General features: G+C 62.6%; 17 protein-coding genes and 1 tRNA gene. 2 read left to right on the forward strand and 16 right to left on the reverse strand.

The annotated features are described in order from the left end of the window. Positions 1 to 39 precede the first annotated feature (39 nt). A complete protein-coding gene (locus tag CMV30_RS07285; RefSeq protein ID WP_096055403.1) occupies positions 40 to 897 on the forward strand; it encodes an HDOD domain-containing protein in 858 nt (285 codons plus the stop codon). 95 nt (positions 898 to 992) lie between these two features. Here CMV30_RS07285 and CMV30_RS07290 read toward each other — a convergent pair whose 3' ends face one another. Beyond that, positions 993 to 1,904, reverse strand: coding sequence for a phosphoribosylaminoimidazolesuccinocarboxamide synthase (locus tag CMV30_RS07290; protein WP_096055404.1), 912 nt, complete (start codon positions 1,902 to 1,904; stop codon positions 993 to 995). A 126-nt stretch (positions 1,905 to 2,030) separates the two neighbouring features. On the opposite strand from CMV30_RS07290, the gene CMV30_RS07295 reads away from it, so the two are divergent. Continuing rightward, positions 2,031 to 2,107, forward strand: a tRNA-Glu gene (locus CMV30_RS07295). Between the two features lie 265 nt (positions 2,108 to 2,372). Here the strand turns inward: CMV30_RS07295 and CMV30_RS07300 are convergent. The 15 genes from CMV30_RS07300 to CMV30_RS07370 form a co-directional block, all read right to left on the reverse strand. Then, on the reverse strand, positions 2,373 to 3,611 hold the full coding sequence (locus tag CMV30_RS07300) for a tetratricopeptide repeat protein (protein ID WP_096055405.1): 1,239 nt from the start codon (positions 3,609 to 3,611) through the stop codon (positions 2,373 to 2,375). Next, entirely contained in the window at positions 3,608 to 5,059 is a 1,452-nt protein-coding gene (locus CMV30_RS07305) for an AAA family ATPase (protein WP_096057665.1), read from the reverse strand. The genes CMV30_RS07300 and CMV30_RS07305 overlap by 4 nt, the downstream gene beginning before the upstream one ends. Positions 5,060 to 5,176: 117 nt before the next feature. Next, positions 5,177 to 7,141: a methyl-accepting chemotaxis protein gene (locus CMV30_RS07310; protein WP_175414773.1), complete on the reverse strand. Its 1,965-nt coding sequence runs from the start codon at positions 7,139 to 7,141 to the stop codon at positions 5,177 to 5,179. A 185-nt stretch (positions 7,142 to 7,326) separates the two neighbouring features. Beyond that, positions 7,327 to 7,932 carry a methionine biosynthesis protein MetW gene (locus CMV30_RS07315; protein ID WP_217494471.1) on the reverse strand — a complete coding sequence of 202 codons (606 nt, stop codon included), beginning with the start codon at positions 7,930 to 7,932 and terminating at the stop codon, positions 7,327 to 7,329. Positions 7,933 to 8,004: 72 nt separating this feature from the next. After that, a complete protein-coding gene (locus tag CMV30_RS07320) occupies positions 8,005 to 9,132 on the reverse strand; it encodes a sugar ABC transporter permease (protein WP_096055408.1) in 1,128 nt (375 codons plus the stop codon). Between the two features lie 13 nt (positions 9,133 to 9,145). Continuing rightward, positions 9,146 to 10,681, reverse strand: a complete 1,536-nt coding sequence (locus CMV30_RS07325) for a sugar ABC transporter ATP-binding protein (protein WP_096055409.1) — start codon at positions 10,679 to 10,681, stop codon at positions 9,146 to 9,148. A 90-nt stretch (positions 10,682 to 10,771) separates the two neighbouring features. After that, positions 10,772 to 11,794 carry a sugar ABC transporter substrate-binding protein gene (locus CMV30_RS07330; protein ID WP_096055410.1) on the reverse strand — a complete coding sequence of 341 codons (1,023 nt, stop codon included), beginning with the start codon at positions 11,792 to 11,794 and terminating at the stop codon, positions 10,772 to 10,774. 106 nt (positions 11,795 to 11,900) lie between these two features. Further along, positions 11,901 to 13,097 carry a homoserine O-acetyltransferase MetX gene (gene metX, locus CMV30_RS07335; RefSeq protein WP_096055411.1) on the reverse strand — a complete coding sequence of 399 codons (1,197 nt, stop codon included), beginning with the start codon at positions 13,095 to 13,097 and terminating at the stop codon, positions 11,901 to 11,903. A gap of 134 nt (positions 13,098 to 13,231) precedes the next feature. Then, a complete protein-coding gene (gene yidC, locus CMV30_RS07340; RefSeq protein WP_096055412.1) occupies positions 13,232 to 15,058 on the reverse strand; it encodes a membrane protein insertase YidC in 1,827 nt (608 codons plus the stop codon). Between the two features lie 36 nt (positions 15,059 to 15,094). Beyond that, positions 15,095 to 15,457, reverse strand: coding sequence for a membrane protein insertion efficiency factor YidD (gene yidD, locus CMV30_RS07345; RefSeq protein WP_096055413.1), 363 nt, complete (start codon positions 15,455 to 15,457; stop codon positions 15,095 to 15,097). Beyond that, positions 15,457 to 15,867, reverse strand: coding sequence for a ribonuclease P protein component (rnpA, locus tag CMV30_RS07350; protein WP_096055414.1), 411 nt, complete (start codon positions 15,865 to 15,867; stop codon positions 15,457 to 15,459). The genes yidD and rnpA overlap by 1 nt, the downstream gene beginning before the upstream one ends. Before the next feature lie 43 nt (positions 15,868 to 15,910). Continuing rightward, complete coding sequence (rpmH, locus tag CMV30_RS07355; protein WP_096055415.1) at positions 15,911 to 16,048, reverse strand: 50S ribosomal protein L34; 138 nt, start codon at positions 16,046 to 16,048, stop codon at positions 15,911 to 15,913. A 183-nt stretch (positions 16,049 to 16,231) separates the two neighbouring features. Next, the gene (locus tag CMV30_RS07360) at positions 16,232 to 16,693 is read right to left on the reverse strand and encodes an FKBP-type peptidyl-prolyl cis-trans isomerase (RefSeq protein WP_096055416.1); all 462 of its coding nucleotides are present in this window, start codon (positions 16,691 to 16,693) and stop codon (positions 16,232 to 16,234) included. Positions 16,694 to 16,766: 73 nt separating this feature from the next. After that, complete coding sequence (locus CMV30_RS07365; RefSeq protein WP_138223187.1) at positions 16,767 to 18,131, reverse strand: hypothetical protein; 1,365 nt, start codon at positions 18,129 to 18,131, stop codon at positions 16,767 to 16,769. Positions 18,132 to 18,440: 309 nt separating this feature from the next. Next, entirely contained in the window at positions 18,441 to 20,504 is a 2,064-nt protein-coding gene (locus tag CMV30_RS07370) for an alpha-L-arabinofuranosidase C-terminal domain-containing protein (protein ID WP_217494472.1), read from the reverse strand. Between the last annotated feature and the right edge of the window lie 167 nt (positions 20,505 to 20,671).

Here is a 20,671-nt window from a genome sequence, read left to right on the forward strand (position 1 = left end):
TCAAGCTAACCCCTTGATGTGCCGATACCGGAGAGACCCATGACCGCCATCGCTCTCACGCCGGAAAAATTCGCCGCCGCCGCCGAACGCCTGCCAACGACGCCCCAGATTTTTTCCCGCCTCAGCGCCGCGATGAAAAACCCCGACATCTCCGTCGAGGAAATCGTCTCCGTCGTCCAGCTCGACGCCTCGCTCAGCGCCCGCGTCCTCCGCCTCAGCAACAGCGCCCAGTTCGGCCGCGGCGATCCCGTGACCAGCCTCGACGACGCTATCAACCGCACCGGCTTCCAGGAAGTCTACCGCCTCGTCGGCGCCGCCATGTCGTCCCAGCTCTACATCACCGGCCTCCCCGTGTATGGAATCGGCGGCGACGAACTCTGGAGCAACTCCCTCACCGCCGCAGTCGCCCTCGAACACCTTTCCGATGCCACCGGGGAAGACCGCCGCGTGGGCTACACCCTGGGCCTCCTCCGCTCCGTCGGCCGTCTTTTGCTCCAGCGCCTCGCCGCCGGCGCCCTCGTGCCCCCGCTCAGCGGACGCAAAGCCACTGCCGCCCTCGTCGAGGCGTGGGAACGCGAAACCTTCGGCATCACCAGCGCCGAAGCCGCCGAACGTCTTTTCGCTCTCTGGCGCTTCCCCGCGCGACTCGCCGATCCTATCCAGTTTCAATTCAAACCCAGCGCCGCCCCACAACGCGTCCGCTTCGCCGCCCTGCTCCACATCGCGGGTTACATCGCCGAAAAACTCGACCGCAGCATCCCCATCGAAAAGTCCGCCTGGTCTCTCGACGAAGAGATCCTCCTCATGGCCGGCATCGATGCGGAAACCGTCGAAGCCTGCCTCGAAAAAACCCGCGCAGGCGCTGGCCAGATGGAATCCCTCATGCGCGCCGCTTAAACTCTGAGGTAGGGACAATGCTCCGCATTGTCCGCTCCGTCTCCCGGGCAGGAACAATTCTCCGCTCCGCCGCGTCGCGCTTCAGTCTCTTCCCCTCACCCCAGCAGATTCTTCAAAGCCGTCAGATACTTCGCCTGCGTCCCGCGAATCACCTCCTGCGGCAACACCGGCGCCGGCGGCGTCTGATCCCATTTGATCGCGATCAAATGGTCGCGCACGAACTGCTTGTCATAGCTCGGCGGTGATTGGTTGGGCGCATACTGATCCGCCGGCCAGTAACGCGATGAATCCGGCGTCAGCACTTCGTCAATGAGTACGAGTTTCCCCGCCGCATCCGTGCCGAACTCAAACTTCGTGTCCGCCAGAATCATCCCCGCCGCCTTCGCGCGATCATGCCCGATCTTGTAGAGCGCCAGACTCGTCGCCTTCACCTGCTCATACAGCGCCGCGCCCACCGCCGCCGCGCCCTGCGCATCGTTGATCGGCGCATCGTGCTCGCCCTTCGGCGCCTTCGTCGTCGGCGTAAATAGCGGCTGCGGCAACTTGTCCGCCTGGCGCAAACCCGCCGGCAGACGATGCCCACACACTTCGCCAGTCTTCTGATAAGAACTCCACCCGCTGCCCACGAGATAACCGCGCACCACGCACTCGATCGTCAGCGGTTTCAACTTCCGCACCACCATGCTCCGCAGCTGAAGATCCCGATCCGTGATCCCGCGCCGTGCAAACTCCCCCGCCTGATCCGGCAGCAAGTGATTGCCGATGATCCCCGTGGTCTGGGAGAACCACCACAAACTCATCTGATTCAAAATAATCCCCTTCCCGGGAATTCCATCCGGCAAAATCACATCAAACGCCGACAACCGGTCGCTCGCCACCAGCAGCAACGCATCGCCCAGATCGAAGATCTCGCGCACCTTGCCGGAAGCGATCTTAGGAAACGGCAGGTTCTCGACGGAAGTGACAGCTTGGGGCGGCAGCGCGGCGGAAATTTCGGCGAAGGTCATGGAGAAGCCGACTGTCTCAACGTAAACGCCGGTCTGCGCGAGTCCCTTTTGCGCCGGAAAAGTCCCGAAATAAAACCTTGCGCGAGCCGCCTTGGAACCTACGTTTCGGCCCCTTCTGTTCTTTGCGTCCCCATCGTCTAGCCCGGTCAGGACACGTCCCTTTCACGGATGTAACCGGGGTTCGAATCCCCGTGGGGACGCCATTTTTAGAAAGACCACTTACCATCACGTAAGTGGTCTTTTTTTTGGCGCTGCGAAGCAGTTCGAACCCCGCAGGGGTTTGCGGAAGCAATCCTTGCCGGAGCGGGCCACCGTTCGAGGGTGGATCACGCGCCAGCGTGACGAGGCCGCCGAGCCAATCCCCGTGGGGGCGCCATTTTAGAAAGACCGCTTACCTACAAGTAAGCGGTCTTTTTGCTTCATAGCGCTCCCGAGAAAACGCGCAGTGCGCCCGTAAAAACGCCCGCCTCAGCGCGAGGCCGCTACATTCGCCGCCAGCTGCATACCGAGGAATCCCACGAAAAACGTAGTCAGCCAGCTGAAGCCGTTTTCGTTGCCCGTCATCAGCAGTGCGATGCCACCCAGCCCGATCACCGCCATCAGCGCCGTCCCCACCGCGAACCCCGTGCGCTTCTTTCCTGCACGGTTGAATGTGATCGCGACGCACACCGACAGCATCGCGCCCACGATCGCCCCGAACATCCCCAGCGGATTCCCCGCCCCCCACCACCCCAGCGCGCCCAGCAAGATCACCACACACGCGCCAAACCAGTTCGTCGCATTCCGCTCATCGCGCGAAAGCACCAGCCGCCCAAACCCGTCGAACCGCAGCAACAGGTTGAACATCGGCCCCGCCACCCACGACAGGTAGATGAACGCATAAAACAAAATCACCACCGGCCACAGCACCACGCCCAGCGACGGCTGCTGCTCCGCCACGGTCCGCACCGCCCGCACCCCAAACATCGTGCCGATCACAAACGCCCACTGCAGCTTCGTGCTCAGCCGCCCCATCCACAAAAAGTACGCCAGCATCCCGCGATAAACCGGATTCCGCGCCTTCAGCGCCTCGAGCATCCCCTGCCGCGCATATTCGAAATCCGGCTCCAGCCGCAGCGCCTCGCGGAAATGATCCTGCGCCTTCTTCGGATCGTTCCGGTGCAGACAATTCCATCCCTGGTTCGCATGAGACCACGCATTCTCCGGCGCGCGCTCCAGTGCGAAATCCACCGTCCGCATCGCCTCTTCCTTCCGTCCCAGCCGCACCAGCGCCATCGAACGCAAATTCGCGCACTGCACATCCTCGGGATTGATCGCCAGCCCCTGCTCCGCCGCTTCGAGCGCCGCCGTCCAATCGCGCAACCCGAGCTGGATGCTCGCCAGCACCGCGAAATGACCTTCGTCATCCGGATCGAGCCGGATCGCCTCCTGGATCTCCGCCAGCGCCGCCTTCTCCCGCTCCAGCCGGTGCAACACCACCGCCAGGATGCGGTGCATGAACGGATCGTCCGGCGCTAGAGCCACCGCCCGCTCCGCCGCCGACAACGCCTCCGCATCCTTCCGCTGATCCACACGACTCAGCGCCAGATAAGCATGACCCCGCGCCGAGTCCGGATCTTCGCTCAATGCCAGCATCAGCTCGCGCTCCGCATCCGCAGCCCGCGACTGCTGCAACAACAACTGCGCACGTTCGATGCGGTGACTCATTTGGAAAGTTTCAGATGCGCCAGGATGTCGTCGTACAGCCCGCTCTGGTTCGCGTAGAGCGCATAGTTACGCGCCGTGTCGAACCAGTCGCGCACCGTCGGCTTATGCCGCTTCGCCGCCTCGAGCAGATCCTTGCTCATGATCGGCGCGATCTTCCCCGTCTTCATTGCCTCAGTGAGCTTCGCCTCCACCGCGAGATCGACGACTGCCTTCAAATCCGCGCCAGAAAACCCATCCGTCTTCTTCGCCACCGCGTCGAAGTCCACCGCGTCCGCCGGTTTGCCGCGCAACATCAGGCGCAACACCGCCGCGCGCGCCGGAGCATCCGGCGGCGGCACGAAGATGATGCGATCAAAACGCCCCGGCCGCCGGAACGCCGGATCGAGATGCCACGGCGCATTCGTCGCCGCCAGAATCAGCACGCCTTCGTTTGACGAGGAAACACCATCCAGCTCCGACAGGAACTGGTTGATCATCTGCCGTCCGCCGCTCTTGAGCATGTCCGTGCGGTTCGCGCCCAGCGCATCCACTTCGTCGAAAAACAACACGCACGGCCGGTGCGAACGCGCCTGCTCGAAAATCGCGTGCAGGTTTTTTTCGCTCTGCCCGATCCACATATCGAGCACGTCATTGATGCCCACCGCGAGAAACCCGGCATTCACCTCGCCCGCCGTCGCGCGCGCCATGAACGTCTTTCCACAACCCGGCGGCCCATAGAGCAAAATCCCGCCGCCCGCCTTTTTCCCGTACGCCTTGAACAGCTCCGGCTGCTTCAGCGGGAGGATGATTTTCATCCGGATCTCCTCCTTCACGCGGTCCATCCCGCCCACATCCGCAAAATTCAGCTCAGGCTTTTCCATCTCCACCGCCGCATCGTCCGGCAGATCGCCCGCCGGAAGCCGCTGCGGCTCATCAAACTCATCCGGCTCCACCGCCTCGCCATCTTTCGACGCCGTCTCGCCCGCATCCGCGTACAACGTGTCCAGCGGCGAAACCACCTTCGGCGGCAGCACTGGCGACGGCCGCTTCGGCAGATAATTCCCCAGCTCCTGCTCCAGCTCCGGATCGGCAAACGCCGGATCGGTTTCCCGGATACGCGCAAACAGCTGCGCCGCCAGCCGCGGCTCGCCCGCCCGGATCGCCAGCCGCGCATGAAGCGCCAGCGCTCTCGCCGGAGCCGCCGGCGATTTCGTCAACGACTCCACCAGCACCAGCGCCATGCTGTCCGCCCCCTTCTGAAAAAACGTCGCCGCCAGCCCTGTCTTCGCATCGAGGTTTGCCGCATCGAGCGAGAGCGCCCGCTTGAACATCACCTCGGCCTCCGCCGTACCGCCCACCTTCAAGACTGCCTCAGCGGCATGAACCAGCAGCGGCACATTATCCGGCGAAAACCGGAGCGCCTCGCGCAACCCGGCCGGAATCAGCGGTGAATTAAAAACGTCGGACATGACCGCCAAACAAATCGCACCCACGCCACCGTGCCCAACCCAAATTTCACCCGCCACCGCACGAGCGTCCGTCGCCGGCCAGCCTCCCGGCCAGCGACGGCCCGCCCGACTGGCTTGTCACTCGAAATGAGCCGCCACCGCATCTGCCGCCACCCCGGCCGTCTGCTCACGTCCGCCGTGCACAGGTTGGACCGGCCGCTCGGCCCTGGGCATCGGCCGTGTGGACACCTTTGTAGAAATCACGACCGGTTTCTCCGGACGTGCCTGACGCTTCCCCATGCCCACCAGCTGCCTCAACTGGCCGGTAACCGCGCTCAGCTCGGCGGACTGCGCGCTCAACTCCTCCGCCGCACTCGCCGTTTCTTCCGCCTGCGCCGCGCTGTCCTGCACGACTTTGTCCATCTGACCGACAGCCACATTCAACTGCTGGATACCCTGGCTCTGCTCGCGACACGCCGTCGCGATCTCCGTGATCAACCCGTCCACCGTGCGCGACTGCTCGATGATCTCCGTCAGACTGCGCGAAACGCGCACCGTGAGCTCCGCGCCCTGCTTCGATTTCACATGCGTGTCGTCTACCAGCTCCGCCGTCTCCTTGGCCGCCACCGCGCAACGATGCGCGAGGCTGCGCACTTCGTCGGCGACGACCGCGAATCCCGCACCCGCCTCGCCCGCCCGCGCCGCCTCCACCGCCGCATTGAGCGCGAGCAAGTTCGTTTGAAACGCGATCTCGTCGATCGTCTTCACGATTTTCAGCACCGACGTCGATGAGCCCACCAGCGCCTCAATCGCCACCGTCATCTGCCGCATTTCGCCACCACCGCCCTCGGCCGCCGTTCGCGCCAGGCTCGAGCGCTCCTTCGCCGCCTGCGCGTGCTCCGCGTTACGCTCCACGATGCTCGCGATCTCTTCGAGCGACGAACTCGTCTCCTCCAGCGACGCCGCCTGCTCGCTCGCCCCCTGCGCCTGCGACTGGCTCGCCGACGCGATCTGGTTCGATGCCGAGGACGTCTGCTCCGCCCCGGCCGCCAGCAACTCCGTGATCGCACGCACCGGACGCGTGATCGAACGCGTCAGCCACACTGCCAGCGCCACGCCCAGCACGACACTTCCCGTGACCGCCACGATCACCCAGCGCGTCGTCACCGCCAGCGTATCCGCCGCCGCAGTGCCTTCATTCACCGTATGATCGATGCCCGCTCTTAAGACATCCTCCGCCGCCCCCACCGCGACGAGCATCGCCGCCATCCGCCGCGGCGCCACCTCCTCCAGCGCCACCTCGCCCATCCGCAACGTCGCCACCGTCGCCTGATACGTCAGCAACGCTCCCTCGATCTCGACGATCAACCCCTGGTTGTCCGCACGCCGCATCACCCCCTTTAGCTCCCTCGCCCTCTCCAGCGCGCGCATCAGCAACTCGTCGAGCCGCTTCAACTCATTCAAATCCCGCAGCACCTTCGAGCGCATCAACGCCAGCCGCATCTGCGATACGCCATCGCGCAGACCCGACGCCGCCTCCAGCTTGCCCACGCGCTCGCTGATCTCCGCGCCCGTTTTCCCCGCCGCCAGTTCCTCCTGCATCAGCTTCCCTTGCGAAACCGCTAGCGCCTCGGTCGCCTTCACCAACACCCCCGCCGTCTTGTTCAACACCGCCCACGCTGCATCTACCTGCTCGCCCGCCTGCCGCGTCTCCGCCATCCGCGCCGCAAAATCCGCCTCCGCCTTTGCGAAAACCCCCAGCTTCTCCCGCAACACAACCAGCTGCGGATGCTCCGCCGAAAACCCCTCCGCCGCTTTCCGCGCCGCCACCAGCTTTGCCCACGCCTTCTCGTACTCCGCCAGATAAGCCTCATCACGCGTCAGCGCGTACGACCGCGCCTCCAGATTCGATTTGCGCATCGTCCGCTCGATCTCCGACGCGAACTTCGCCTCCGGGATGTAACTCTCCGCCAGCGCGCGCGCCCGCGTCGTCCCGCTCGTCATACTATAAACCGAATACGCGCCGATCGCGCCCAGCAGCAGAAGCAGCAGACCGAAGCCCGCGGCGATTTTATGGGTCAGGGTGATGTTTGTTTTGCTCATAGTCTTCCCCACCGCCTGCTGGCCATTTCGGCAATCGAAACGACAGAGCTGTGGATAACCATTAAATCGGCTGCCCTTACCATGCCGCTCGCGCATCCCTTGTCTTTTCCCTGCGCACCCCTTGCCGGGGTGAAGCACCCAGAAAAAGCCCGCCTTATGGCATTCGCCCCGCCTCACTCCAGCACTCAGCGCGTCAGATCGTAGAGCGCGTAGCCCGCGAAAAAATTCGGCCGCACCGTGCAGCGCGTTTTCCAATCGCCCCGCAGCAATGCACGCCGGGCGATGCGGATATTCTTCTGCGCGCAAAATTCCTCGAAGTCCGCCACGCTCACCGGATTCGCCGGCCGGCTCTCATGCCATGCGGTTTTGTAGACTTCATTGCGCGGCTTGCGCCCATAGCGCAGCGCATCGAGCCGGTTCTTCCAATAACCGTGATTCACGAAGCCCACCGTGACCGCCTTCGCCACGCGCAGCGCCTCGTCGATCACCGCTCCCGGATCCGGCACTTCTTCGAGCGTCCGCGAAAAAATCACCCGGTCGAAATGCCCATCCGCAAACCCGCGCATGAACTCCAGCATGTCCCCTTGATAAGCCGTGATCCCGCGTTTCACGCAGGCCGAAATCTTCTCGAACTCCAAATCCACACCGACAGCGAAAACATCCTTCTGCTGCACAAGCGACTCCAACAACACCCCACGCCCGCAGCCAAGATCGAGCACGCGTGACCGGGGTTCGACCCAGTCCGCGATGATCTGCATATCAACAGTGCGTTTAACGGCGGCTTTTTGCATCGGAACAGTAGACGCGGATTACGCGCAAGCGACCGTTTGAAGCAAGCGGCTCTTTGCCGCGCACGTCGTCGCTCAGCTCCGCGAGAGCTTCACATCCAGCCAGACGGCCAGCACCAGCACTAGACCGCGAGCGATGTATTTGATCTCAGGCTCGACCCCGAGAAGCCCCATGCCGTTGAGCAACGCCGTCATGATCAGTGCACCAAAAAGCACACCCAGCACCGTGCCACGCCCACCTTTCAACGCCGTTCCACCAATCACGCACGCCGCGATCGCATCGAGCTCCAGCAAATCGCCTACCGTGGTCGTCGACGAACCGATGTAGGCGGTAGACATGAATCCCGTGATCGCGACCGTCACGCCCATCAGCACATACGCGCCGATCATCACGCGATTCACCGCGATACCGGAAAGCACCGCCGCCTCTTCATTCCCGCCAATCGCGTAGAGGTAGCGGCCGAATGGTGTATGCTTCGTCAGGAAATAAACGACCACCCCTGTCGCACCAAGGATTAGCAACGACAACGGCACTCCGCGGAAATTATTGCAGACAACGACCAGCCCGAAAATCGCCGCCGACTTCACAACCCAGAAAAGCGTTTCCCGTCCGGTCGAATTCACCGGAAGTCTGTAATCGATCCGTTTTTCTCGCGCACGCCACACGAGCCAGCCGAGTACGAGACTTGTGGCAAACGCGAGGCCGAGACCGATGTTCGCGGGCAAATAATAAGTTGTGAGCAGCGAAAAGAGATTCTCCTCATCACCACGCGAAACCGGCACCGTCGCGCTGGAAATCACCTTCCAAAAAATACCTTTGAAGATCAGCAACCCGCCCAACGTGATGATGAAGGAGGGTATCCGCTGCTTCACGATGAGCGTTCCCATCAGCGCCCAAAGCACGAGCGCCGCGACCAGTCCCGCGCCCATCGCCGCCGGTGCCGACCAGCCCTCGTGGAAAACAAGCACCGCCGCGATACCGCCGATTAAACCGACGCCACTGCCGACCGAAAGATCGATCTGCCCCGTGAGCAAAATCATGAACATGCCCAGCGCGAGCGTCCCGATGATCGAGAACTCGATGATGAGCTGCGTCAGGTTGCGCGCGCCGAGGAAGGCAGGCTCGCGCAGCGCGAAGAACGCGACGATCAGCGCGAGCGCGATCGGCATCGAGAGGGATTTAAGCAGGACGCGGGCGTTCATGGTTTGAAAAATGTCAGGCGGCTGCCGAGCTCGACTTGCCCATCGCCGCCGCCAGGAGCTTCTCTTGTGTGAACTCAGCGCGATTGAAGACGCCGCCGATCTTACCCTCGCACAGCATGATGATGCGATCGCTCATGCCCATGAGCTCGGGCAGCTCGCTCGACACCAGGATCACCGCTTTGCCCTCGGCCGTGAGCCGGTTGATCAACTCATACACTTCGAGTTTCGCGCCGACATCAATGCCGCGCGTCGGCTCGTCGAGCATCACGACCGTTGGCTCCGTCATGAGCGCCTTGCCGATCACGATCTTCTGCTGATTGCCGCCGGAAAGCCCGCCTGCCCTTGCCTGCTGATTCGGCGCCTTTACGCGCAGGGAGTCGAAGAAATGCTGGTTCCTCGCATACTCCGCCGAGGTGTCGATACGTCCGCCAAAACCGCTGAAACTCTTCAGGCTGGAGAGGGAAAAGTTAAAACCAATGTCCTGCCCGAGCACCAATCCGTAGCGTTTGCGATCCTCGCTCACGAGCACCAGCCCGCGCCGGATCGAATCGCGCGGCTGCGGCTTTGCGTAGTCTTCACCACGTAGCGAAACATCGCCGCAGATTCGCGAGCCCCACGCTCCGAAAATGTGCATGAGCAACTCCGTGCGTCCCGCGCCCATCAACCCGCCAAAACCGAGCACCTCACCCGGACGCAGCTCGAAATCCAGCCCGCGCAAAAACGCCTTAGTTCCCTTGTCCGGAGCCACGTCAAGCCCGCGGACCGTAAGCACCGGCTTCTCCGCCGAGCGATCGGTCGTCGAAGGTTTGCGCGGAAACAGGTCGGTGATCTCGCGGCCAACCATATTTTTGATCACCTGCGGAATCGTCGCCTCGCGCGTGGTAAGCGTCGTGATGCTCGCTCCATCGCGCAGGACGGTGATGCGGTCACAGATGGCGAAAACTTCATCGAGCTTGTGCGAGATGTAGATGCACGCCGTGCCTTGCGACCGGAGGCGGCGGAGATGCTTCAGCAACACGGCAACCTCCTGCTCGGTCAGCGCGGCAGTCGGTTCATCGAGCACGAGCACGCGGGATTTTTTATCCATCGCACGCACGATCTCGACGAGTTGCTTGTGCCCGACACCGAGATCGCCCACGAGCGTATCGGGCGAAAGTGGAAGACCGAATTCCGCGAGCAACTCGGCGCTGCGCCGACGCAGCTTGTGCCAGTCAATCCGCCAGCCGAGACGCGGCTCGCGGCCGAGGAAAATGTTTTCCGCCACGCTGAGTTCGTCCACGAGCGCGAATTCCTGCGTGATCACCGCGATGCCCTGCGCCTCGGAATCGCGGATGCTTTTGAACTCCGCGACGCTCCCATCGACCAGCAATTCACCCTCGTAGCTGCCGTGCGGATGGATGCCGGAGAGCAGCTTGATAAGCGTCGATTTGCCCGCGCCGTTTTCTCCGCAGAGCGCGTGGATCTCGCCCGCTTTGAGCCCGAAGCACACATTCTTCAGTGCGACAACACCCGGGAAGCGCTTGGTGAGATTTCGTGTTTCGAGAAGCATCCGGCGTTACTTCAGATTTAAGTGAACCACAGAGACACAGAGGAAAACTTTCCGATCTCTGTGCCCTCTGTGTCTCTGTGGTTCAAAAATTCACTTCAGCGATTCGGCCGAGTGGAAACCATCGGCGACCACCGTCGACTGGAGATTATCCTTATCGACCGAGATGATCTTCTCGAAGATCGACGGCACCTTTACCGCACCGTTATCGAGCTCGGCAGCGGTCTCGATCTTCTCACCCTTCACGACTGCCACGGCCACATCGGCGGCGCGTGTCGCGAGATTCTTGAGCGGCTTGTAAACCGTCATCGCCTGCGTACCGCCCTGGATGCGCTGGCAGGCGGCGAGGTCGGCGTCCTGGCCAGTGACGATGATTTTTCCGGCGAGCCCTTCTTCACGCAGCGCCTGGATCGCGCCACCGGCGGTGCCGTCGTTCGATGCAACAACCGCGTCGATATTCGTGCCTGCCTTGGTGATGGCGGCGTTCATGATTTTCTTCGCGACATCGGGCTTCCAATCGAGCGCCCAGTCTTCGAAGACGACTTCGATTTTACCGGCCTTGATGAGCGGGTTCAGAATGTTGTCCTGCCCTTCCTTGAACATCTTGGCGTTGTTGTCGGTCGGCGCGCCATAGATGCGGACGATGCGGGCGGGCCGATCTTTCGGCAGGCGTTCGACGACGTACTGCGCCTGCGCTTCGCCGACTTTCACGTTGTCGAACGTGAGGTAGTAGCTGACCGGGCTGTTGAGGATGAGGCGGTCATAGGAGATCACCGGGATGTTCGCTTCCTTCGCGGACTTCATCGCGCGGCTGACAGCGGAGCCGTTGTGCGGAACAACCACCAGCACATCGACGCCGCGGCTGATCAGCGACTCGATGTCGCGCGTCTGCTTGGTGTCGTCGCTATTCGCGGATTGGACGATCACCTCGGCGCCGAGCTCCTTGGCGCGGGCGACGAACGTGTCGCGATCGCGCTGCCAGCGCTCTTCTTTGAGCGTGTCGAGCGAGAGGCCGATCACGGGTTTTCCCTTCGATGCAAAGGCGGCGGGCAGGAGGGCGAGGCAGGCGGCGCCGACGAGCAGGCGCTTCAACAGGGCAGCGGGGGTATTTTTCATGCGTGCAAAAAGAAGGTGTACGAACCTCACCCGAGACAAGCATGGAGGCGCGAGGTTCGTTGCGCACACTGTTGAACTCGTTCAGTGCCGCAACGAGCCTCAATCATCAGGTCAGAAACCCGCGCACGAGTGCGTAGAGTTCTTCTGATTCGAGGAGGAACGAGTCGTGGCCGAGATCGGTGTCGAGTTCGGCATAGCTGGCGCGTTTGCCCGTGCGCAGTAATGCGAGCGAGATGTCGCGGTTTTGCTGCGGCGGGAAAAGCCAGTCGCTCGTGAAACCCACGACCAGCGTCTCGGCTTCAACATGCTCGAAGGCCTTTTCGAGCGAACCGTACGCGGCGGCCAGATCGAAGTGATCGATCGCGCGCGTAATGTAGAGGTAGGTGTTCGCGTCGAAGCGATTGATGAAGCTCTCGCCTTGGTAGCGCAGGTAGCTCTCCACCTCGAATTGCATGTCGAAGGTGTAGGACGCGGGCTGCGCAACAGGTGCGACAGGAATCCCCTCCATCGAGTCCAGGGCCGAGACCTTGGGCTTCACGGTTTTCCGCCCAAATTTCCGATCCATGCTGGCGTCCGAAACGTACGTGATGTGCGCCATCATGCGTGCGATCGCGAGGCCCACGCGCGGGCCGCCGCTCTTCGCGTAGTCGCCGTTGTTCCAGCCCGGGTCCTGCATGATGGCCTGGCGGCCGACTTCGTTGAAGCCGATGCCTTGAGCGCTCTCGCGAGCGGTCGTGGCCATAGCGAGGACGCGGCGGACAAATGCCGGGTATTCGATTCCCCACTGCACGGCCTGCATGCCGCCCATCGAACCGCCGACAACGGCGTAGATCGAGGTGATGCCGAGCGAATCGAGCAGGCGCTTCTGCGCGCGCACCATGTCCCGGATCGTCACAAACGGGAATGTCACGCCGTAGGGACGCCCGGTCGCGGGGTTGATCGACGACGGGCCGGTCGAGCCCTGGCAACCGCCGAGGCAGTTCGAGCAGAGGACAAAGAATCGGTTCGTGTCCACGGCCTTGCCGGGACCGATGAGGTTGTTCCACCAACCCGGTTTGCGATCGGTGAGCGAGTGAATGCCCGCGCAGTGATGGTCGCCGCTGAGCGCATGGCAGATGATGACGACGTTGTCCTTCGCGGTATTGAGGCGTCCGTAGGTTTCGTAGCGAAGCGTGAAGCCCGCGAGGCTCTGGCCGCTTTCAAAAAGGAACGACTCGATGGAAACGAAATCGCGCGGCTCGACGAGGCCGACTTCACCGGGCTCGGTGCGGGCGGGCTGATCGATGATTTCGGCGTCATTCATTTCAGGAGACGGATTTGAACCACGGAGGCACGGAGCGCACGGAGAAAAACTCAGAGCATGGCGATGTCTTGAAAACAAAACAGGCAGCCGGCTCTCACCGGCTGCCTGTTTTTTAGGAAACGCTTAAGCGAGGATCACTTCTTCGGCGTGACGTTCTTCATGCCTTTGCCGCCCTTGGCCGCGACTGGGACGGGAGCCAGAGGCTCGTCTTTCATGCGGTTGATGATGAGCTGCTGGCCGATGGTGAAGAGGCCGTTGACCGTCGAGTAGAGGGCCAACGCGCACGAGAAGTTGTAGCAGAAGATCGCGAAGATATACGGCATGAACTTAAACATCTTCGCCTGCGCGTTATCAATGGAGGGCTGCGGCGTGAGGCGCATCTGGACGATCATGGTGACACCCATCAGAATCGGGAAAATGTTCAGCGGAAGCGTCATGAAGCCGAGCGGGATACGGGCGACGGTGTCAGGCATCGAGAGGTCCGATGCCCACAGGAACTCCGCGAACCGCAGCTCGGCGGTGCTCTGGAGCATCGAGAAGAACCCCATGAAAAACGGAATCGTGATGAGAATCGGGAGACAGCCGCCGACAGGATTCACGCGATGTGTTTTGAAGATCTCCATCGTGGCTTCCTGCATCTTGCGCGGGTTGTCTTTGTACTTCTCGCGCAGCGCCTGCATCTCGGGTTGAATTTTCTGCATACGCTTGGCCGACTTGGAGGCCGAGAGTGTGAGCGGGAGGAAAATGATCTTGAGGAAGAGCGTCGTCAGCACGATCGACCAGCCCCAGCTAATGCCCCATTTGTGAATGGTGGACATGATGCTGACGAGGGCCTGGCTGAACCACTTGAAGATACCGAACTGCATGACCTTGTCCTGGTCGTGCTTGAAGATGTCGGCGTTGGAGAGACGGGAGTATTCCTTCGGCCCGGTGTAGAAATCAAAGCCGAGCTTCGACTCCGCGCCGGGGGCCAGGGCTGGCGTCTCGATGCTCACCGCGCCAGTCACACCGATGGCCGCGATGGGCGATCCAGGGAAGGCCGGCAGTTCCACGCGGCGCGTAGTCAAGCCGCGACCAGGCTGGTCGGCGGTGAGGATGCTGGCGAAGAACTGGTTCTCCACCGAGCCCCACACAACCGGCGCGACCGTCTCGATCAACGGAAGCGGCGTCGGGGAGCCCATGCCGAACGTGCTCAAAAACGGGCTGGCCTCGAGCTTTGAGCGTTTAACGAAATCGATGTCGCTGCCGGTGTTGTACCCGGTGGCCAGGTACAGACCATGATCGTCGGCATTGACCGGAGCAGCCGTGCCGAGGCTGAGCGCAAAACGCGGGAGCGCCACGGTCTGGTCTGTGAGATTACGAAAGGCGATCTCGTGGCGGAGCTGGTAAGGGTCGGCTTTGTCGGTCGGCGAACCGGCCGGTAGGATCGAATACGTGCGCGTGACCTCGATGCGGTTTTCCCAGATCGCGCGAAAGACGACCTTCGTGGCATCCTGCGAAACGACTTCATAGCGGGTAGAACGGCCGAGGCCCGGGAAACTATCCTGCGTGAACGCGAGCATCGGGTCGGTGTGCGTCTCGTTGATCACGAAAGGCTCAGGCTTGCCCTTAACGGCGGGGTACTTCTTGAGCGCCACGTTCTTGATCGCGCCGCCGAAGTCGGTGAGGCGCGCCTCGATGAAGTCGTTGGAGAGCGTGATGACGCGGGCGGTCTCATCCTGTTTCGCCAGCGCGGCAAACGTCGTGTTCGCGGGTGCCGCCGTGAGCACGGGAACCGCCGCAGCAGGTGCCGGAGCGGCAGGCGTGGTGCCTTCAGGTCCGGGAGCAGACGGGTTGCTCGCCACAGGCTGGGTCGTCGCAGGCGGCTGCACCGGCGGCGGCGTCTGCTTGGCGGTGATGATGAAGGCGGCAAATGCGGCGAGCAGGAAGCCGACGCCGATGAGTGTGTTTTTCTTGTCCATTACAGAAAGGGAACGGGTGGTGATTTCGAAAATTGTTCAGGCGACGACGCGGACGCAGGCCGGCCGGCGTGACGCGACTTTACGCGACGAGGGCGGCGGCACCGGATCAAGGCCGCCCGGGTGCAACGGCGTGCATTTCAAGAGGCGCACCGCCGCGAGCCACGCGCCGCGCAGCGCTCCATGCGCGGTGACCGCCTTCGCCGCATAGCGCGAACAGGTCGGATAAAAGCGGCAGCCGCACGCCGGACCAAACACCGCCGGCAGAACGGGCGAAAGTGTACGCTGATAAATCGTGATGAGTGCGAGCAGCCCGCGGCGCGGGAGAGAAACCAGGCCTGCCGCAAAACGGGCGGACCATGAGTCAGCGTTTGCACGCGATGTTTTGGCCGGAGCAGTCATCACGCGTTCGCAGGAAACAGCCGACGGCACGCGTCGATGAATTTTTTCTCAATGGCCGTGTACTCAAGGCCGTTGAGCGAGTGACGCGCCACCATGAGAAGGTCGTAATCCGTCGGCACGAGCTGCTGCTGATGGCGAAAAACTTCGCGCAGGCGTCGCTTGGCGCGGTTGCGCTCCACGGCGCAACCGACGGCGGCGGTGGAAGCGATCACGCCCACCCGAGGCCCGACAATCGGACGCGATTCATGCGCCACTTGCGCAGCCAAAGACGGTTCCAACGGCGTGGTCGGCGCAGCGGGACGCTGGTAATACCAAAGCGTAAAGCCGCCACAATCAAGGCGGCGGCCTTTTTCACGCGCGTCACGGAAATCGTATTGCCGCCGCACGTGTTGCTCGGGGCGGAAACGCATGACGCGGAAGGAGAACGAAGCGCAGCAATCAGCGGCGCGGTGCTCAGACGACGGTCAGGCGCTTGCGGCCCTTGCGGCGGCGGTTGGCGAGAACCTTGCGGCCACCAACGGTGGCTTTGCGGGCGCGATAGCCAATCTTGCGGGCACGCTTGAGGCGGTGTGGGCGGAATGTCGGTTGCATAGTATTAAGGCGAAAAAGGGGTGAGAGATGACTGGACGCTCTCGCCACTGTCAAGGCGTGGTTTGAGCAGGCGGCGTCCTAATTTGCATCAACGTTTTTCACCCGGCTTCCGAGCCTGCACACGCGTGCCGGATAAATAAAAACGCCTGCGCAGCCTGCCTCGAACGCAGCTAGGCCCCTCGATTATTTCTTAATCGCGACCACCTCGACTTCGAACACCAGCGTCGCCCGCTTCGGGATCTTTGGCGGATCGCCCCGCGTTCCATAGCCCAGCTCGAACGGCACGATGATGATCCGCTTCTCGCCCAACCGCATCAACTGCAACCCCTGCTCCCACCCATCGATCACCTGCCCCCGACCGACGCGAAACTCGAACGGCTTCGCCGGATCTTTTGTCTCATCGAAAACCGTCCCGTCCAGCAGCTGCCCTTTGTAAATCACGCTCACCAGATTACCCGACTTCACCAGATCGCCCGCCCCCTCTTTCACGACCACCGAGCGCAGGCCCGTCGAAGTCTTCTTCGCATCCGGCCAGTTCTTCTCGACGATCTGTAAATCCTCCGGCGGCAATTTCTCCCGCTGCGCCTGCACGGCCAGCGGAGCAGTCAGCGCGACACACAACAGGGTCCATCTAAGAAAACGCATGACGCCTCTTCTGCCCCATTGCCCCACGCCGCGGCAATTCCTTTTAACACCCCCGCCATCGTTCGCTCACTCGCTATCCGCTCCGCCTCTTCACCCGCAGTCTCTCCGCCCGTCCATTCAGATCGCTCAACAGCTCCGTGTGCTCCCGCGCCTCCCGATCATCCACATGCACCAGCCCGCGCCCAAACGGCGGCGCATCCGCCTCCCCATCAGCCCACGCCGCCCACTCGTAACCGACCACGCCGCGCTGCGCGCAAAGCTTCTCCAGCGCCGCCCGCCCCTTCTTGAGCATCCGCTCCACCGTCGTCACCCCGCGCGCATCGCGCACCGCCGGCGCCCGCGTAAACGCCTCCCCGTTCCAACCCGCCTCCACCAACAGCACAGGCATCGCCCGCGCCGCATGACATCCCTGCGCCGTCTTCTCCCAAAATGCATCCGCCGCCCGCGCCGACACGACATCGACATTCGGATACACACACTCTGCCAGCACCACCGCCCCCGGCGCCTGCTGGAAACGGCATCCTAAAATAAGATGATCCGGATCGTGCGCCCGGATCGCCGCCGCACCCGTCGCGAAATACCGCCGCGCAAACTCCCGCGCAAACAACCGCTGATCCCGTAAATACCCCGCGCTCACCAGCGCCACCTCGCGATGCGTCAGCTGCCGCAGCGTCTCCTTGTTGGGCAACTCCACCGCCCAGTCTTTCGCCAGCACCGCCAGATCCCCGCGCCGCGTCGCCAGCACGAATTCCCACGCCGCATGATACGCCCGCTGCGACGGCTCCAGACTCAGACAAATCTGCAACAACGACGGCCGCTCCGCCTCCCGCCCTTCCCCCGAAAACGCCGCCCCCATCCTCCCGCCCGCATTTTCTCCCGCCATCTCCGCCCGCGGCTGCGCCCAGTTAAGCGCATGATCCGTATAATACCCGATCAGCTCCCGGCTCCCCCGATGTGGCGCGCATAATTCCGCCGCCTGCCGCTCCACCGCCTCGCGCCACGCCGGATCGAACACATCCGGCACCCGCGCTCCCGCGCTATGAATCACCGGCCCGCACTCCCCCAGCCCCAGCACCTCCGTATAATACATCCCCTGATCCGCCAGCGCCTCCTCCGCCCACGACCCCAGCGTATTGAAATTCCACGCACGCAACCGCCCGATCGCCGCGCGCATGAACCCATGCGCATCGTCCCCGTATTTCGCCGCCACCGCCGCCGAATAAGGCCCGGGCATCGGCAGCCGCCCATCCACGCGCCCCGAACGATTCACCCCCGCCACACCCTTGCTGAAAAACGCCTGCCCCAGCGGATCGACCAGCCACCACTGCCCGTCACGCGCCTGCCCCACGCGGAAAAAACCCGGCGTCCCACGAAGCGAATCAGGACGAAAATCTTCAAGGGTGGGGATGAGTGCGACATCGCGCGGGGACTGCGCCATGGCCCGCCACGCTGCGAGTCTCGCGACAAAAGAAAAGCCCGCACCCAATCTTTCCGCTTTCTCCAGATCGGAACTCGGACCCGACAAAACGGAAAGCCCTCCTCTGCTATGGTTCTCCTGTCCGTCTTCGTTCCCTGCTCCCCCGCCCCCTTCCGAAATCCTGTTAATCCTCTTAATCCTGTCCAAAAATTCCGCCCTCATCCGTGCCCATCTGAGCAATCCGTGGTTAAAAAATTTCCGCCCCTCCGCGTCACCGCCCTTCCGCGTTTCCGCGTTTCCGCGACAAAAACTTCCCCCTCCCGCCCCGGCCTACTTCTTCCCCGGAATCCTCCACACCGTCAGCGAATACCCCGCCACAGCCTCCGCGATCTCCGCATCACCACCGCCCGCCGCCACGACCGCGGTCTTTCCCGTCACCGGCACCACCGCCCGCGGCGTCTTCGCATCATTCACCGCCGCCGGATCGCCCGTCAGCACCGTCTTCACCGCTTCACGCGACAGTCCTCTCGCGCTCACGCCCTTCAACTCCACCTGCACACTCCGCGCCTCCGCCCCCGCATTCACGATCTTCACAATCACATCACCGCTCGCACTGTCTCTCACCACCGACACCGCAAACCCACACTTCTCCCACTCCACCGCTCCGACTTTTCCGTCCACGCCCACCGCATTCGCCGCCCCGCCACCCGAAACCACCGGTTCCAGCCACACATCGCCCGAGTTCACGCTGAACAACTGCTGCACCCAATAATTCACCGTCGGGAAAACCTCCGTATTCGAAAAATAGATCAGATTCGGATTCCACTGCGTGTTCCCGATCTTTCCCAGCAACGGCGCATACGACGCCAGCGGGACCACATCCGCGTTCCGCTCCAGCCCCGTCAGATACGCCGCCTCCGCCAGCGCATTCGCGAACTTGTTTCCACGCGACGCCCACTCGCCGAGATACACCTTCGATTTCTTCCGGTCATACGCGTCATACCGCCGCGTGTTCGCGAGAAACCACTCCGGCGCGACGTAGTAATGCTCGTCCACCATCGCCAGCCCGAGTTCATCCGCGATCTTCCACCCCGCCTCGAAATCCTCGCCTTCGTGAAACGGCCCGACCGTCCCGATCAAGACAATCTCCCGATGCTTCGCCTTCACCGCTTTGTAGATCATCTCGAAGCGCTCCTTAAACACCGGCGTGATCCGATCCTCATTTCCCACGCCGAGATATCTTAAGCCAAACGGCTCCGGATGCCCCGCCGCCGCCCGCTTCGCACCCCACACCGACGTCACCGGCCCGTTCGCATACTCGATGAGATCGAGCACTTCCTGCACATACGCGCCCATCAACGCCATCGGCAGACCCTTCTGCCCGAGCCCCTGCGAATGCGCCGCATTCTGACAGCACACGCCCGCGGGCACCACCGGCAGCGGCGCCGCCCCGATGTCCTCGCAAAATTGAAAATACTCAAAGTACCCCAGCCCCGCCGTCTGGTGATAACGCCACAAATTCTCCTGCTCGCGCCGCTCCTCCACCGGCCCGATCGTGTCCTTCCAACGGTACATATTGCTCAACCCGTTTCCATGCACGAGACACCCGCCGGGAAACCGCACGAACTTCGGCTTCAAGTCCGCAATAACCTGCGCCAGATCCGCCCGCAGCCCATTCTTCCTCCCGCGAAACGTCTTCTGCGGGAAAACTGAAACCACATCCACCGCCACCCCGCCCGGCTGCGTCGCCAGCACCAGCAACCGCGCCGCCTTCTCCGTCCGCCTCGCCATGATCGTCGCGCTCAATCGCTTCCACGTCCGCTTCGGCATCGGCGCCTCCAATTGCGCCTCACCGAGATTCTCTCCGTCCGCCGATTCGAACCGCACGATCAACGGAAACGCATCCCCGTCATTCGCCGTCTTCCCCCAGCGATTCCCGTTGTGAAGATGCATCGCGAACAACGACACATCATAAGCTTCACCGCCCGTAAGCGCCATCCCGCCAAACCCCGCGTTCGCGATCCCCGCGCCTTCACCGACCGCGTCCACTTTCAGCACCGCATACTTCGGATTGTTCGCGTGCAACGGATCCGCCGCATCGACCATCAACATCACCTTCGCCTCACCACGCTGCACCACTTCCCAAAACGACATCGGCCCCCAGTTCGGTTGCTCCGTCGCCTGATATTCAAACGACCGGTTCTGCACCATCTCCGCGTAGAGCCCGCCATCTGCCGCGTAATTGATGTCCTCGAAAAAAATCCCCACGAGATCCCGGCTAATCGCCTTCCCCTTCGCGCCAGCATCGACCGACACCGTCACCGGCTCCGCCATCAACGCACCAGCCGCCCAAACGCCCAACGCCACCACACCGACACGATTAAAAAACAACATGGGATAAAAAGGGTAAGCCCCCGACCCTGCCGCCCGCCCCGCCCTTTTCACTCCCCACAGATCTGGACCGTAAACCCACCTGAGCTCCGCGCCGCCTCCGATTCCGAGGTAGGGCGGGTTAGCCTTAACCCCGCCGGTTTGATTCGCGATCCCCCGCGCTGATCAAA

It is taken from the genome of Nibricoccus aquaticus (assembly GCF_002310495.1).
Classification (GTDB): Bacteria; Verrucomicrobiota; Verrucomicrobiia; order Opitutales; family Opitutaceae; genus Nibricoccus; species Nibricoccus aquaticus.